The following is a 16128-nucleotide window of genomic DNA, read 5'->3' as shown; positions in this document are numbered from 1 at the left end:
CCGTTTCTAATCCAATCAAAACTGATATGTCACACGAACCAATAACTGGTCGTTGTTCGCAAATCCGCCAAGCGGGCCTGTCGATTGCTCGACCTGGCCAGGATACTTCTGATGCCGTGGAAAAAAGATGTCGGCCTCGGCGAGGAACCGCCAATGATTACCAACCTTATATTCGACGCTGGGAATGAGGAACGCGTCGCCATTGGTTATGTCCATGCCCGCCGCGAGTCCTGGGTTGAGCCGGCTATTCATGTAGTTCAAGGTGAAAAACCCGGTTAGAAGCGTAGTGTGTTGCTTCGCCTTCTTCCCAAATCCGGCCTGGTAAACCAGATCATCAGAATCGTGGAAATTCTGAATCCATGTATCGAACAACTGGAGCGATGCGAGGGTATCTTCGCTCGTTCCTAGCAGCTGCATCAGGCGAAGTTGTTTGTCGATCCGCAGAGACGAAACAACCACATCCTTTGTCATCACCCCTCCGAACCCCGGCAAAGCCCCATTCATAAAATTGCTTCCGATGTTGTAGGCGACATTGTTCTGATAGGCCACTTCAGCCGCAACAACCGAATCAATTGCGGGGATTTCATTGCTGATACTGGCGCCGAACACGTTCATCTTCGGAAAGATGAAGTCCCCCAGTGTGCCGTTGGGTTTCTGTCCCCACGGCGCAAACGCCGAGTTGACGACCGGATCCGGGTGATAAGTGTTCAGGTAGGAAATCGCATAATTGGTGGAACCCAGGATACCGGTCCATCGCACTCCTCCACTGACGTCATTTGCATTGGCGTACCGACTCCGATAGTTCGTCGTCAACGCACCTGGCGCAAGGAAGTCGACGCCTTTATTCGGTTGCTCCGCCCAACGACCACCGGACAGATCGTAGGTGTTGCCAATGTCTGTGAGTTGGTCAATGCCTGGTCGGATCAATACCTGCAGAGAGCCCTGGAGCGCGGGAATGTCGAAGTTCCCATTCGCCATGATGAGTGGCTTTCTCAGTTCGTCGTTGTCTCGTTCGAGGAACGAACGCCAGCGAAAGTCGTAGCCGTTAATCAGATCGGTCGGGTGAAAGAAATCCGTCTCGCCCCAAGCCACTTCCTGCTTCCCGAGGCGAAAATGCGCGTGCTCCCCAATGTCGAAGTCGACATAATATTCGCGAAGTTGAGTCTGGTCGTAAAACCCAAGCATGCTGCTACCGGGGCCACCCGGAGAAGTCGCGCGGACCTGATCCTGTAATTGCTTTTCGTAAGGCGTAAGTACTTCACGATCTGCTCGGCCGACAACTGTCCATTGAAACGGCCCCGTCTTCGCATTCGCGTCGAGTTCAACAGATCCCCGCAACATTGACAGCTCGCCCTGCCCCCCTCCAGTCTCCGGGTGATTCTGGAGATTCAGCGATGCCCATGTACGAACGAATCCACCCATCTTGAAAGAGTATTCATTCGATGCGATATCTGTAGTTGGGTCGGATGCCGAATCAGCCGAAAATGCGTAACCCGATAAACCTGATGCAGCAACCAGCACCGCGACCTTCGCCGAACTGCGTTTTCCTTTCCTCAATCTCCTCATCACTCCTCCAGTAGTCCTATTTATATTGATCAGATAGAAATGTATGTCGAACAAGCTACCGAAAACCCACCACAGCTTCTGCCTCCTACAGACCGTACGCCTTGCTCGACATCACAGATGTCTCATGGTGTGATGTACCGACCACGAATTTCGGGCGAAATACGTAGACCATAGCGGGCATGATGAACAACGCGCTGCCTGCCGAGATGGCCAGCCAGATTGCCATCAGCGTCGCCATTTCTGCCTGAAATCTGAGCGAAGAGAAGCTCCACAGCACGACGCTCACGATCAAGGTCGAAGCCGTGATGAGTACGCCGCGCCCCGCAGTGTTCAACGAGCGCGTGATGGCTCGCGTCAGATCGTTGTGGCCGTGATGATGGAGCTCTTCCTTGATTCCGTCGACGATATAGAACGCATAGTCCACCCCAAGGCCAATCCCTAGCGCTGCCACCGGAACGGTGTTGATGTTCATCCCGATGCCTTTCGCTGCCATGAAGCTGAATGTCAGGGTGTTGGCCAGGACAACCGGCACCATGAAAAATATCCCCGCTATCATCGATCGATACGCCACCGCGCAGCACATCACCAGCACGAGTAGCGCAAAGGCAATACTTTCGACCTGCCCCGACAGCAATACCTCATTGACGGCAGCAAGCACACCGACCATGCCACCTGCCAGTTCGTAATCCCCCTGCTCGATCTTGTGAGCATGGGCAAACTCCTTGATACGAGCAATCGCGGTCCGAATCGTCTGCCCTTGGTGGTCGCGGAAGAAAAGCGTCACCGAGCCGTTCTGGAACTGGGGATCCACGAAGCGGTCCATGTCTCCGGGTTCTGCGCCGCTTTGCAACATGTACGCCAGTTCTCCGTTTTCTTCCTTGTTTTTTCCAAACGTCAAATAGCGGGGATTTCCTTCGTGCAATGTCTTGTTGACGACTGGAATGACATCGGCGATGGATAGACTGGCGCCAACTTCGGGCTGCGCGCCCATATATTTCTGGAACGCATTGATGTTGCGTAACACGGCGGGATCCTTCAGCGTGCCGGTCTGCTTTCCCGCAAATACCACAAACATCCGGTCGGCGCCTGGGAACTCCCGATTGATAGCGTTGGCATCGGTATTGTAGGGAGACTGTTGCCACAGAATTGGCGAACCCGGATTCGCATCGCCCACTGTCAAATGAAACGCATAGACGGCAGAGCCAACAAACATTGCGGCCGCACCGCCAAGAACCGTATAGCGCCACTTCGAAGTCACAACGTGAATACACACATTGAGAATCTTCTGCAGGATACGGGACACGTCGAACGGATGTGCATACCGATTAGGGTGCTTGATCCACGACAACAAAACCGGCGTCAGGACAACAGCACTCAAAGCGATTGTCAAAACCCACACGGTTCCGATAATCGCCACCTTTTGCATCAACGCAATAGGCGTCAGCAATACCACGATCATGCATCCAGCGTCCGCAATAACGCCCAGCATGCCCGGCTTGAACAGCGCCAACATGCTTGCCTTCGCTGCTGCACGTGCATTTTCCGCCCCGGAGGCGATCTCGTCGTCGAAGCGGGTCACTAGTTGCACAGAGTGCGAAATTGAGCGCGCCGTAATCAGGAATGCCACGACAATGACGAGCGGATCGACGTTAAAGTGTGCGAGGCGCGCCGCGCCAAGTGCCCACGTTGCGCTAACTACGCCAGCCAGCAATGGCAGCACGGTACCGCGCCAAGTACGCGCAGTAACAAACAGCAGAACAATCAGAAAACCAACGGTCAGCAGGAAGATCAGCAGTGTTTCTGGCAGATAGTGATTTACCCATCCGAAAAGTATCGGCGCACCCGTGACCCTAACCTCTACGCCGTCTCCCCTGACACTGTTCGCGATCGCACCAATCTCGCGAAAGGCCGTTTCGTAATCAACCAGATGGTCGTAAAAGTCCACAGTAATCAGCGTTGCTTTCAGATCGCGCGAAACGTACGTACCATACACAAGAGGATTGTTCATCACGGCATTACGCAGAGCCGTCATGTCATGGTCTGTTTGTGGAATATCAGGCCACATCAGCGGTACAAACTCGATACCGTCAGTCGAACCGCGAATGTCTTTGATCTTCCGTGAAGCAAGAGACACGATCTGAAACTGATTGACCCCGTCTACATGCTGCAGATCACGCGTAATCTTCTGGATTTTGGCCAGCGTGGCCTTATTGAAAATGTCCCCTTCCTTTACCTCTAGCATGATGCTCACAATATTCGAACCGCCAAAACTCTGTTTGAAGCGCTCGTGCACGCCGATGTACGGATGCGTACGTGGCATCAGATCTTCCAGGTCCGTCTTCATTGATACCTGAAGCGCGAGCACGCTCATAAGCGCCGTTGCGCAACCTAGTGCGGTCACAACCCATATGCGCCGTCGGATGCAGAACTCGACGAAGCCCTCCAATGCACTGAAAATCGTGTCCTTCACCCTTGTCTCCTGTTCACCGTTAGGCGAATAAACTATCTCTGCCAGACTCTTATCGCGCGTCAACTACATCTAGTGACCCACCCGACGCGAGGTATTGCTGCCCGGAACGTATGATCTTGGTATGCCATTCACGATTTCCGACCGCAACTCTTGATACGCGCCAGGTATTTCCCGATGCATCGCCGATCAACAGCACACCCATCTCCCCAACCGCCAGCCAGCGCGTACCGTCCCATGTGAGATCGAAGAGATGATTTGAAGTCACGTGGTGTGCTTCTGACCAGGTAGCGCCTGCGTCGCTCGTTGTAATGACGACGCCGTCCACACCGACAGCAACCCCATGCTGCTCGTCGCGGAAAGCGACCGCCAGGAGGCTACTTTTCACCGGACTGGCAATGTTGGTCCAATTGCGTCCTCCATCAATCGACTCACTGATGCGCCCGAATTCGCCCACAAGCCAAACTTTGCCTGCGCCCCCAAAGACATCGTTCCACGCCTTATCTTCTTCTGGCGTCATACGCTCCCACGTAATGCCGCGATTGGTGGACCGGAGTGCAGCGCCCATTTCGCCAACGGCCCACGCACTACCGTCGCCAAAGATCCTCACTCGCACCAGCTTGTTGGCGACTGATGAAAGCGCTACCTTCATCGGCGTCCAGGACCGACCAGAGTCATGTGTAACCAGTACAACACCTGCGTCGCCCACTGCCACAGCGTCTGCATTGCTCCACGTCGCTATATCCTGAAGATTCTCCGAAGTCGGCGTTTGCGTGGCCGAGATTGAATGACCCATATCACTGACACGCCAAGCCTTTCCGCCACTACCCACGCCCCATATCAGCTGGGAATCTGGCGATGCAATGCCATACATGAATTCGCCGCGCCGAATGGCAGGTGGCTCGATGTTGTTTGCGCGGACTGTCGGTTTGACGAAAAACGCCGCGTACAACAAACTGCCGATAATTGCCAGCGGCAGAACCGAAAGCAGAATCCTAGTAAGTCGCTGCATAGCTACTCAACCCGTTTGAAATTGAAAGGCATGTTTACGTGACTGTTAATTCAAGGGCGAAACGTAAATCCCGCGTGTATTCACCACGCCGGACTACCCGCGTGCATTTCGCTGCGCAAACGGGGCCAGCTTGAGATGTATGCCGATCAATGTCGCCGTTAGCGCCAGGGCAAAAGTCGCCGCCGAACTCACAATCGTCGATGAATAACCCGCGCCAATGGTCGTGTAATTCGCCAAGGCCTGTCCCGCGGCAAGACCAAACGGCATCATCGCGCTGCTCAATACGGCCAGGCGTCCGGACGGGTCCAGGGCAGACTGAGATCCTAAATAATATGGAATGCTAAAGATCCAGAAAAACATAATAAGGGATGTACTTAGTACGAGCGATTGACCATCTGATGCGACCAACAGCGTCAACATCGCGCATGCCAGGCCGAGAGTGCCGACGATCAATGGCGCTAGCCGACCGAACCGGGAGCCGATCAGCGATACGAGAAGCCCAGCCGCGATGCCCGCCAATCCTGCGATAGCCAACGCCGAGCCGACCGCGGCCGATCCAATGCCGTGTGACTGTGCGATCGGTCCCACGATCGGCCATACCTCGCCCACTGCAACCAGGAAAAGGAACATGCCTGCCAGGCCCAATACTCCGGGCAAAGTTGACGATGATACCTGCATGCCCACATTCGATTCGGCGGCGGATCGTACAGGTGCCGCGCGCGGAAACCACACGATGCCGAGCCCCATCAGCAAGGTAAACACGAGAACTACGCCAATCACCACCCTGTACCCATGGTCCAAACCAAACCATGAGAGGAGCGCCAAAAGCAGAGTCACTGACAGTTGGTTGGAAGTGATCGCGAAACCGAAGTTGCGGTCAGGCGATCTGGTTGCCGATAACGCAGCGACCGCGACGGTGTAGGTGATACCAATGCCGATCCCTGCCACGGTACGGATGATGACCAGGAGCGGATAGGACGCCACGAGTATGCTTGCCAGATGCCCGACTGCTGCTACCAGCAGACCTACGCCCAGACATGCCCGGCGATCGACACGCGCAATCACCAGCGACGTCAGGATGACTGCGATCGTCATACCGGCCAGTTCGACCGAAGTCAGAGTGGAAGCCTGGGTACCGGTAAGCCAACCGCTACTGAGATACCCGGCGATAAACGCTGGGGTCATCAGCATGGTCAATGCGCCGAGATTGCTCATTGTGACCATCGCTGCGATCGCGGGGAGTCTGTTATACCGGCTGGATTCGTCCAGCCCGGTGTTTGGCTCGTGCGCCATGCGGAGTTGGTTCGACTTTTTCATTGCGCAAGATACCCACCGTCAATTACAAGTTCAGCTCCGGTCATGAAACTCGACTCGTTGCTGGCCAGGAACAGCATCCCCTTGGCAAGCTCAACTGGCTGCCCCATTCGGCCGAGCGGAGTGGCGGCGACCACTTTCGCGCTGGTTTCCTCTGCCTGGTCCTCAAGCACCATTGGCGTCGCGATGATGCCGGGATGGATAGAGTTCACGCGCACATTGTCAGTCGCGTAGGTGACTGCGGCGTGCTTGGTGAGATGCCGAACTGCCGCCTTGGTTGCGTGATATGCGGCTGCGCCGGCAACGGCAGAGATACCCCAGATCGACGAGACATTAACGATTGAGCCCGACTTGTTGGCCCGCATGCTCGGCAGCACCTCGCGCATTCCGAGAAAAACGCCAGTCAGGTTTGTGGCAATCGCCCGGTTCCAGTCGGCGACGTTCTCATCGGCCAGCGCTAACTGGGAGCCGCCAATTGCTGCGTTGTTGACCAATATGTCCACGCCACCGTGTTTCGTTTTAATGGCCTGAACAACCTCTCTCCAATCGGCCTCATTCGCCACATCCATGATGGAGAAGCTGATGTTTTGATCGAGGAATGGGGCGTCAGGTTGTTTGACATCCGTAGCAAAAACAAACGCGCCTTCGCTTGCGAAGAGCTCAGCAGCTGCCCGCCCAATGCCACGCGCCGCCCCCGTGATGAGAGCCACTTTGCCTACTAGTTGTCCAGTCATGATCTGTCCTTTCCAGGTTGCCATTCAGCCAATGCCACCGTCGACCGTTATTTCGGCGCCGGTAATGTAAGAGGAAGCGTTCGAAGCGAGAAACAGTACCAGGCTGGCAACTTCGTCGGGCGTCCCAAGCCGCCGCATCGGAATCATCTCCTCGTAGAATTTCAGCCGTTCAGGCGTGTTTTTGCCGAGCATCGGCGTGTCGATAACCCCCGGATGAACCGAGTTCACACGGATGCCGAGCGACGCAAGTTCTGACGCCGCCAGCTTTGTCATACCGCGCACCGCCCATTTGCTGCTCGCGTACGCGAAAATGCCGGGAACATTGTTCATACCAGCGTTGGACGAAACATTGACGATCGATCCACCGCCGGTCTTTGCCATTGCGTCGGCCGCTGCGCGCATACCCAGAAAGACGCTGAGCTGATTGATCCGATAGTGGAGGTCCCACAGCGCCATGTCGGTTTCCCGCAGGCTGGCAGGCTTATAGACGCCCGCATTGTTGACGAGGACATCGATCCGGCCGAAGCGCTCGAGCGTCTGGCGCATCACCTCGTCCCAGTCCGCCTGCTCACCAACGTCATGTCGGACAAAGTGCCCGGCGCTGCCCAATCGCGCTGCGATTTCCGCGCCACTCTCATTGATATCCGTGATGACGACTTTCGCTCCTTGCTGAGCGAATAGCACTGCTTCCGCGGCGCCTTGCCCGCTGGCCGCACCTGTGATGACCGCTACTTTGGCTTCCATGTCCATCATGCGCTCCTCCTTTGTTGACGTGAGTTCAGTCATCAATGACTGTTCCAAACTTTCCGCCACACCGCCCGCCAGGCTGATTCCCGCTCGACGCTGCCTGCCCGACGTCTGATGGATGCCTCAGAGGCCGACATTAGTTTCGCAGCCTCGCCGCCCTACCGGGTTTGTCTCCTGTCCGGTGTACTTGTACTTTTCTATGGACTTATCTTGACACACCTCGCGCGACCGAATCAACACAAATTTTGTCGATCGTGGAGTTTTTTTGTATCACGGTCTGATCTGGAAATCGAGAAGCGTGATACCGATTCCTATGACGCACCATTGAGTTGGATGTCGAGGGAATTCCCTGGCACGACGGGGAGTTCGTAGGTGTGCGCCAGGTTTCGCCTTAGCCAATTCCGTAGCGACGTGTTGCGCCGAAAGAATGGATTAATGAACTGTCATCGCCTCAAATCGCGTGGACGCATCGCGAGTCTCACAGCACGCGCATTGATGCGCGGCGCTCACGATCGCACGAGCTGATCGAGAGATAAACCGGTGGCGGATTCGCTTACCGGTATTCGTAATAGAACTCGGAGAAGAGCGCTGTCAGCGTTGGCAAACTCGGCGCTCTCCCCATCCAGAGTTCAGAGGGTCTGCGTTATATAAATCGAGGTAATCATGACCGGCACTGCCGCGCACATCGCTCCGTGAGTCACTGACTGGAAACGCCGCCCAGTCCTATCGATCTACTTTGCGGCCATTCGCAATGCACCGTCCAACCGGATGACCTCTCCGTTAAGCATCGAGTTCTCGCAGATCGACTTGACGAGAAGCGCGAACTCAGCAGGCCTTCCGAGTCGCGATGGAAACGGCACGGTGCGCCCGAGCGATTCCTGCACCTGGCTTGGAAGTCCAAGCAACATCGGTGTCTCGAAGAGACCGGGAGCTATCGTCATCACGCGTATCCCATAGCGCGCCAACTCACGCGCAATGGGCAACGTCATACCGACAACCGCCGCTTTCGATGCGGAGTAAGCGGCTTGGCCAATCTGCCCGTCATATGCGGCAACTGACGCCGTCATGATAATCGTGCCGCGTTCTCCGTCAGAGTTTGGCTCCGACTGACTCATTCTCACACTAGCCAGTCGTATCAGATTGAAGGTTCCGACGACGTTGATCTCGAACGCACGGGCGAACGACTGAATCCCATGCGGCCCCTCTTTCCCCAATACTTTCTCACCCGGGGCGACGCCGGCGCAGCAAACGAGACCATGCAATGCGCCAAAATGCGCGATCGTCGTGTCTATTGCCGACTGGCACGCGCTTTCGTCGGTCACGTCGGTGGCTACGAAGAGAGCACTGGGTCCAAACGCCGACGCAAGCGCGGTCCCGACGTCGCGATTCATATCGGCCAGCACAACCTTGCCACCATTTTCGACGATCATTTTCGCCGCAGCCGCGCCGAGCCCGCTCGCGCCACCAGAAATCAGGAAAACACTGTCTTTGATGTTCATGGGAATACGTCCTGCCTGAAGATGACTAAATGCGCTCGATGACGGTAGCGGTCGCCATCCCGTGCCCGATGCACATAAGTTGCAAACCAAACTTTCCGCCAACCGCTTCCAATCCACCCAGCATCTTGGCGAGCAAGCCGCCACCGCTGGCACCAAGCGGATGGCCGTGCGCAATAGCGCCACCCCATGGATTCACCTTCGCCGCGAGTTCGGGACTTGTTCCCGAAAACTCGCGCAACCATGCCAGCACAACGGACGCGAACGCCTCATTGATTTCGATCCAGTCAATGTCAGACAGGGAAAGCCCTGCTAACTTAAGCGCCTTGTGGGTGGCCGGTATGACGCCCGTCAATTGCATCACCGGGTCTGATCCGACAGCGACCCGTGCCCGAAATTTCGCGCGCACGGACAGCCCGTCGGCAACCGCGGCAGCGCGATCGCCAATCAACACTGCCGACGCGCCGTCAGACATCTGGCTGGCATTCGCCGCAGTTACCACTCCCGCTCCCGGAGCACGCATAGCCGGCAACATGGATGCCATCTTTGCATCGTCGATCGATGCCCGTATCCCTTCGTCGAGCATCACAGTGATGGGCTGTCCGCTCGCATCGACACCAGTTGTAGGTACGATTTCGCGATGACGTCCTTCCGTGGCTGCCGCATGCGCACGTCGATGGCTTTCCTTTGCAAACGCGTCACAATCACTGCGGGTAATGCGCCAGTGTTCGGCGATCCGCTCGGCACTCTCCAGTTGATGCACGAGCGGATAACGTTCCAGCAGTGCCGGGTTCAAGTCGTCGAAACCACGGAAATCATGCTGCCCGAGTGTCACATCCAGAAACATGGGTACGCGCGTCATGCTCTCGACGCCGCCTGCGATCACGTACCTTACGTCTCCCGACGCTACGGCCTGCGCGGCGAAATGAACCGCCTGCTGACTCGAGCCGCACATACGATTGAGCGAAACGCCCGGTACCGACGACGGCAAACCTGCAAGCAGCGCCGCGATGCGTCCGACGTTCGCGGCCTGCTCCCCAGCTTGACTCACACATCCCACGATGAGGTCCTCGATATATTCGGACTCGACACCGCTCTTCCTGATCACGGAATTTACTGTGTTAGCAAGCAAACTGTCCGGTCGGATGTCGCGATATGCACCACGTCGCTTGCCGTAGGCAGTGCGCACCGCGTCAATGATGACTGGTTCATTCATGATTCAGAGGTTCCTTTGGTTTCCCATTAGCAGCTACATAGTTCGCCCATCGCACCGTTGCGCGAAAGGCTCAAGACTCCTGTTTGCGCACGCTCCTGCGACAGCATGTACGCAAAATCAACGAGACCCTAATCGCAACAATCACTTCTCAATTTCTCACCCTGCTAGCTTGTTGAAGTGTTCTCTTAAAATCCGATTACCCCATAGGACCGCTGCCGTACCCGCACACGGACCGCTCATTTCGTCAGGCGTTTGCGCACCGCACCACAAACAGCGGCCACCCATCTCGACGGAAATCGCACACCGCTAGCGGCTCTTTCGCCATGCACCCTGCGCTGATCGCATTCCGTGCTGCGCGCTTGAACGGCGCTCACAAAACGCGGAGCAGAGGACCTACGCGCAGTGTAGGAATTGCGTCAGCAGTTGCGATGCCCAAGTTGATCAATTTCGTTGAGCAGATTTGCCATAGTGCTGCGACGTTCGTAACGACTACCCATAGCTTGTAGTGCTTAAAGCAGGCCGCGGAATCCACGCGAGCACGCATTCCTCACTCAGGCTCATTCCCTTTGGCGTGGATGCTTGCGCCCACTGCCAGTGGTAGCCACGCGCGGCCATCGAGCCGGCCGTACCGCTAAGCCTGATAAGGCATCCCTTGATACAGAGTAAACCTCGCGCGGCCGCGACGGTCATGTTGTTACAAAAAAACTTCCACGATCGTGGAATTTTCGTTTGGGCCGTGCTAGTGTGATGGAAACGATGAATCGAAGGTGGCGCTTCAGGCGCTCACAATACTTGGAAGGAGACATACCTTGGCGGATGTACCTGTACTTATAGTTGGTGCGGGCCCGGTGGGCCTCGCGACGGCCTTGGAGCTTCAGTTTCGCGGCATCCCTGCGCTAGTGATTGAACGCAACCCTGGAACGACGCGCCATCCCAAGATGGACGTCACCAATGGCCGCAGCATGGAGCATTTCCGGCGGCTTGGCGTCGCAGACCGCATTCGGGACGCCGCCGTACCCCGCGAAAACTGCATGGATGTGTCCTGGGTGACTCGACTCAACGAGTGGGAACTAGCTCGATTTCCGTACCCTGATGTGCACGCATGGCGTGATCGCATCCGCGCGAACAATGATGGCTCGCAGCCGTTAGAACCGAATATGCGCCTAAGCCAGGTCGTACTCGAACCGGCTCTGCGCGATATCTTGCTGGAATCGCCGCTGATTGAACTTCGCTTCGGCTGGCGCCTCGATAGTTTTGTTCAGGATGCCGAAGGCGTCACAGCCACATTGCGGGAAGTCGCAACCGACAAAATCGACCATGTGCGCTGTTCGCTGCTAGCGGGTTGCGATGGTGGTGGCAGCGTGGTCCGCGAATCGTTGGGTTTTTCGCTAGACGGTCGCTTTTCTATCGCCCCGTTCTATATGGTCCACTTTCGCTCGCCCGCAAAGGACCTGCTTCAGCGCTTTGGTATTGCGTGGCATTACCAATCACCTGTTGGCGGCACCTTGATTGCACAGGATGACGACCAGACATTCACTCTGCACAACATCCTTGCCGAGGGCGTAGATCCTGCCAGCGTTGTCCCCGAGCAGCTTGTCTTTGAATCACTAGGCGGGGAGTTCCCCATCGAAGTCCTGCAAGCCAATCCATGGTCTCCCCATCTCGCGCTCTCGGCTGGCTACGGACGCGACCGGGTCTGGATGGCCGGTGACGCAGTCCATCAGTACATCCCAACTGGTGGCTATGGAATGAATACCGGCATTGGCGATGCGGTGGATTTGGGTTGGAAGTTTGCTGCGGTAGTGCAAGGTTGGGGAGGCCCCAGACTCCTCCAAAGCATCGAAGCCGAACGTCGCCCCGTTGGTGCACGCAACCTCGAAGCGTCCGGTGCTCACATGGAAGTTCGCTTCCAGCTTGCTGACGCATATGATCCGAAAATCCACGAGAACAGCACCGATGGGGTTGCGGCACGCGAAGCTTATTCACGCCTTATCGAAGAACTCGGGAATGCCGAAAACGAGGCGCTCGGAATTGAGCTTGGATCCCGCTATCGCCAATCGCCGATTATATGGGGCGAGGTGAACGAGCCCGAATGGAAACTGCTCGAGTATGTACCAAGCACGTGGCCGGGTGTGCGCGCACCTCACGTCTTCCTTGAGGATGGTCGCGCGATATTTGACTTGTTCGGGCCGTGGTTCACGCTCGTGCGCTTTACTGACGCTAGCGCCGAACCGCTGATTCAAGCTGCCCGCGAGCGCGGCGTCCCGCTCACCGTATTGGACGTTCACGATAATCATGTTCACGCGGTCTATGAGCGCGACTTCGTGCTAGTTCGCCCGGATCAGCACGTTGCATGGCGTGGTAACGCAATGCCAACGAACGCCCTCGCGGTTATCGACCGCGTGCGAGGAGCGTGACCATGAGTGAAAGCACATCTTCACACAACAACTCCGACTTTCAGATCATTGAACGTCCGGAACCGATCGTACGAGCCGACGCAGTCGCTCACGTCGTATTCGCGCGACGCGATACCGATACCATGGCTCGCTTCCTTGAGGATTTTGGGTTTCGCCCTCTTGAGAATCCTGGCGGAGAAACACGCTATTTCCGAGGCTACGGCACCCTTCCCTTCTGCGTTGAGGTGATTCCCTCTACAGAAGACGGTTTCATTGGCTTCGCACTTGTAGCGAAGGACCCGAGCGACCTTGAGACGCTGGCAAAGCATGACGGACTGCAGGTTGAATCGTGCGATGGTCCGGGAGGGGGAATGCGGGTCCGCCTCACTGACCCCGATGGTCGACGGGTTGACCTGATTCATGGATTTTCGCCGGCTCCTGCGCTGGCTACGCGCGGTGAACTCCTACCCGTGAATAGCCCGTTCCAGGCGCACCGCGTAAACGCGACTGTCCGGACGCCAGTGGAACCGGCCCCGGTATTCCGCATCGGCCACGTTGTCCTCCAGTCACCCAATTTTGATGCGACAACCGACTGGTACATGCGTCGCTTCGGGTTTATTCCTACCGACGTTCAGGCAGTCGATGACGGCCGACCAGCTCTCGGTTTCTTCCGCCTCGATCGCGGCATCGAGCCTGCAGATCATCACAGCCTGGCGATCCTCGCTGGACCGTCCGCAACGATGCTCCATGTATCCACAGAGACGCTGGACATCGAGGCGGTCGGTCAAGGCCAGCGGTTTCTACGCGCTCGCGGATGGACCCATTTTTGGGGAATCGGCCGACACCAGCTAGGAAGTCAGGTCTTTGACTATTGGAAAGATCCGGTCGGTGACGAGTGGGAACACTACTCCGACGGCGATTTGATGACCGCCGAATATCCGACCGGTTATCACAAACTGAGGCGTGGTGGTTTATGGGAATGGGGTGACGACATACCTGATTCGATGCGTCCGCCCGAAGACATCCCCGAGCATGCACCGCCCGAAGTCAAGGCTCTGATTCAGGCATTGCTGGTCCCACCCCGACCGTGGCTGCGGTGATGTCGCGCAGTCCATTATCCAAGCACTAGTTCTAGAATGAGGTAAGTAATCATGGCTGTAATGATTCTTCGATACCGTGATGAAGCAGGCGTACTGCGTTGGGGAAGGCTCGCATCCCAGCCTCCCACAGCGCCTGATGACGTCATTGAAGTAGTTGATCTCGCAATCGACGGAAATCTCTCGACCGGCGAACTCATCACCGAATTCGATCGGAATCCGGAAGTCTTCGAACACGGACAGAGCAAACAGATCAAAGCAAAGTCGCTGCAAAGCCCTGTGACAAGTGATGCAACGCTCGTTTGCCAAGGGCTCAACTACGCCGACCACGCAGCCGAGGCCGGTCATCACGAGCGAAAGCAGAATCTCCTGTTCGTCAAAGCGAGTTCCTCGCTCTCGGGCCCGTACGACGATATCGTCCGCCCCGCGGGCGTCGAACTGCTCGACTACGAAGTCGAGGTCGGGATCGTGCTGCGGGCGAAATTGGGGACTAGCGCATCCGTCGACAACAGCAACATCGGATCCTATGTCGCCGGTGTCGTGCTTTGCAACGACGTTTCTGCTCGCGATGTGATGTTTAGCGCGTCTTTTCTGCAGTGGTTCCAAGGCAAGAGCTATCGGACTTTCTGCCCGGCAGGGCCGGTACTGTACCTGATGACCCCGTCTGAGGTGGGCGCAACGCTCGAGAATCTTGATATTTCGCTTACCTATCAAGGCGTGCAACGTCAACACGCGAACACGTCTCAACTCATTTACAAGCCAGCTGAAACGCTCACACAGATCGCTTCGATCATGGATCTTCGCGCCGGCGACATGATACTGACGGGGACGCCTGGCGGCGTCATCGCACAAGGCACACCAAAGCTGGTTGAGACACTCAAGACGCAACTTCTTGACGACGCACGCCGTCGAGACGAGATCCGGGTGGAAATGAAGAAGCTTGGTAATTTCCTGCAGCCTGGCGAAACCCTGTCTTTGACCATGCACGATCTGCATGCTGGCATTGACCTGGGCGGCCAATATTCTCTGATTGCTGAAGAGTAGAGAACAGACAATGTCTAACATGACGAATCGCCGCGTGACATTGAAGGCTCGGCCAACGGGCGTACCTCAGGCAGAGCATTTCGATCTCAACGCTGCGCCGTCGCCAGAGCTTGCCGAAGGCGAAATACTCGTCAGCAATAGCTACCTGTCCGTTGATCCGGCCATGCGTGGTTGGCTCAGCGATACAAAAGGTTATGGCACGCGAATCGAGGTTGGCGATGTCATGCGCGCATTCGCCGTTGGCAAGGTCATTCGCTCGCGTAATTCCAATTACGCGCCGGGAGACTGTGTCATGGGTCTGTTCGGATGGCAGGAGCTGGCGGCGGTACGTGCCGACGAAGTGCTCTTGCGCATCCGTGAACATAATTTCCCGCTTTCGCTGCATCTAGGTGTGCTCGGGATTAACGGTATCGCCGCCTATTTCGGATTGCGCGAGATTTGTGCGCCCAAGGCGGGAGAAACGGTCCTGGTTTCGACCGCAGCTGGCTCCGTCGGTTCTTGCGTCGGTCAGATTGCCAAAATTCTCGGTTGTAATGTTATCGGTATCGCAGGCGGCCCGGAAAAGCGCCAACAATGTATTGACGAATTCGGCTATGACGCCGCCATCGACTACAAGAACGAGTCCGATCTGGATACGGCAATCCGTCAGCTCTGTCCAAACGGCATTGACGTCTACTTTGACAATACCAGTGGTGCAATCAGCGATGCGGTGCTCCCAAACCTTGCAATTGGCGCGCGCGTTGCTGTGTGTGGAACCGCATCTATTGCAAGCTGGAATCCATGGCCGGTCGGCCCTCGCTGCGAACGCCATCTTCTGATAAAGCGCGCGATGATGCGGGGCTTCATTGCCCTCGACTATGCCGACCGTTACGACGAGGCGGTCAGCCAACTCGGCCAATGGGTAAGCGAAGGAAAGTTGCATTATCGGGAAGAGATTCTGGACGGGCTGGAACAGGCGCCGACAGCCATTGCGCGTCTCTATTCTGGCAAGAACCAGGGAAAACTGCTGATCCGGCTTCCGGCAGCGAAAGGATAAACA

12 protein-coding genes are annotated in these 16128 nt (G+C 56.4%); 4 read left to right on the top strand and 8 right to left on the bottom strand.

Annotation, left to right across the window (positions count from 1 at the left end; translation table 11 throughout):
- Window positions 1-15 precede the first annotated feature (15 nt).
- The 8 genes from PQR27_RS35665 to PQR27_RS35630 form a co-directional block, all read right to left on the bottom strand.
- The gene (locus tag PQR27_RS35665; RefSeq protein WP_408528227.1) at window positions 16-1566 is read right to left on the bottom strand and encodes a DUF1302 family protein; all 1551 of its coding nucleotides are present in this window, start codon (window positions 1564-1566) and stop codon (window positions 16-18) included.
- Between the two features lie 85 nt (window positions 1567-1651).
- Window positions 1652-4036 (bottom strand): efflux RND transporter permease subunit, encoded by a 2385-nt coding sequence (locus PQR27_RS35660; RefSeq protein ID WP_408528226.1) that lies wholly within the window; start codon window positions 4034-4036, stop codon window positions 1652-1654.
- Window positions 4037-4085: 49 nt separating this feature from the next.
- On the bottom strand, window positions 4086-5045 hold the full coding sequence (locus PQR27_RS35655) for a WD40/YVTN/BNR-like repeat-containing protein (protein ID WP_408528225.1): 960 nt from the start codon (window positions 5043-5045) through the stop codon (window positions 4086-4088).
- Window positions 5046-5138: 93 nt separating this feature from the next.
- Entirely contained in the window at window positions 5139-6362 is a 1224-nt protein-coding gene (locus tag PQR27_RS35650; RefSeq protein ID WP_408528224.1) for an MFS transporter, read from the bottom strand.
- Window positions 6359-7117 (bottom strand): SDR family oxidoreductase, encoded by a 759-nt coding sequence (locus tag PQR27_RS35645; protein ID WP_408528223.1) that lies wholly within the window; start codon window positions 7115-7117, stop codon window positions 6359-6361. The genes PQR27_RS35650 and PQR27_RS35645 overlap by 4 nt, the downstream gene beginning before the upstream one ends.
- Window positions 7118-7879, bottom strand: a complete 762-nt coding sequence (locus PQR27_RS35640; RefSeq protein ID WP_408528222.1) for an SDR family NAD(P)-dependent oxidoreductase — start codon at window positions 7877-7879, stop codon at window positions 7118-7120. It lies immediately after the preceding gene.
- 692 nt (window positions 7880-8571) lie between these two features.
- Entirely contained in the window at window positions 8572-9339 is a 768-nt protein-coding gene (locus tag PQR27_RS35635) for an SDR family NAD(P)-dependent oxidoreductase (protein ID WP_408528221.1), read from the bottom strand.
- 25 nt (window positions 9340-9364) lie between these two features.
- On the bottom strand, window positions 9365-10552 hold the full coding sequence (locus PQR27_RS35630) for a thiolase family protein (protein WP_408528220.1): 1188 nt from the start codon (window positions 10550-10552) through the stop codon (window positions 9365-9367).
- A 767-nt stretch (window positions 10553-11319) separates the two neighbouring features.
- Here PQR27_RS35630 and PQR27_RS35625 point away from each other — a divergent pair.
- Genes PQR27_RS35625 through PQR27_RS35610 form a run of 4 tightly spaced genes read left to right on the top strand, consistent with a single transcriptional unit; the run spans window position 11320 to window position 16125 of the window.
- The gene (locus tag PQR27_RS35625; RefSeq protein WP_408528219.1) at window positions 11320-12969 is read left to right on the top strand and encodes an FAD-dependent monooxygenase; all 1650 of its coding nucleotides are present in this window, start codon (window positions 11320-11322) and stop codon (window positions 12967-12969) included.
- A gap of 2 nt (window positions 12970-12971) precedes the next feature.
- Window positions 12972-14048, top strand: coding sequence for a VOC family protein (locus PQR27_RS35620; RefSeq protein ID WP_408528218.1), 1077 nt, complete (start codon window positions 12972-12974; stop codon window positions 14046-14048).
- Window positions 14049-14099: 51 nt separating this feature from the next.
- A complete protein-coding gene (locus PQR27_RS35615) occupies window positions 14100-15089 on the top strand; it encodes a fumarylacetoacetate hydrolase family protein (RefSeq protein WP_408528217.1) in 990 nt (329 codons plus the stop codon).
- Window positions 15090-15099: 10 nt separating this feature from the next.
- Window positions 15100-16125: an NADP-dependent oxidoreductase gene (locus PQR27_RS35610; protein WP_408528216.1), complete on the top strand. Its 1026-nt coding sequence runs from the start codon at window positions 15100-15102 to the stop codon at window positions 16123-16125.
- Window positions 16126-16128: the final 3 nt, after the last annotated feature.

This window comes from Paraburkholderia fungorum (assembly GCF_046027215.1).
Classification (GTDB): Bacteria; Pseudomonadota; Gammaproteobacteria; order Burkholderiales; family Burkholderiaceae; genus Paraburkholderia; species Paraburkholderia fungorum_D.
This window is presented reverse-complemented; position numbering and strand designations above follow the sequence as displayed.

What these genes read in the sequence shown, in the direction of transcription:
- PQR27_RS35665 (WP_408528227.1), bottom strand. Translation starts at nt 1,566, where the DNA reads ATGAGGAGATTGAGGAAAGGAAAACGCAGTTCGGCGAAGGTCGCGGTG.
- PQR27_RS35655 (WP_408528225.1), bottom strand. Translation starts at nt 5,045, where the DNA reads ATGCAGCGACTTACTAGGATTCTGCTTTCGGTTCTGCCGCTGGCAATT.
- PQR27_RS35650 (WP_408528224.1), bottom strand. Translation starts at nt 6,362, where the DNA reads ATGAAAAAGTCGAACCAACTCCGCATGGCGCACGAGCCAAACACCGGG.
- PQR27_RS35645 (WP_408528223.1), bottom strand. Translation starts at nt 7,117, where the DNA reads ATGGCAACCTGGAAAGGACAGATCATGACTGGACAACTAGTAGGCAAA.
- PQR27_RS35640 (WP_408528222.1), bottom strand. Translation starts at nt 7,879, where the DNA reads ATGACTGAACTCACGTCAACAAAGGAGGAGCGCATGATGGACATGGAA.
- PQR27_RS35635 (WP_408528221.1), bottom strand. Translation starts at nt 9,339, where the DNA reads ATGAACATCAAAGACAGTGTTTTCCTGATTTCTGGTGGCGCGAGCGGG.
- PQR27_RS35630 (WP_408528220.1), bottom strand. Translation starts at nt 10,552, where the DNA reads ATGAATGAACCAGTCATCATTGACGCGGTGCGCACTGCCTACGGCAAG.
- PQR27_RS35620 (WP_408528218.1), top strand. Translation starts at nt 12,972, where the DNA reads ATGAGTGAAAGCACATCTTCACACAACAACTCCGACTTTCAGATCATT.
- PQR27_RS35615 (WP_408528217.1), top strand. Translation starts at nt 14,100, where the DNA reads ATGGCTGTAATGATTCTTCGATACCGTGATGAAGCAGGCGTACTGCGT.
- PQR27_RS35610 (WP_408528216.1), top strand. Translation starts at nt 15,100, where the DNA reads ATGTCTAACATGACGAATCGCCGCGTGACATTGAAGGCTCGGCCAACG.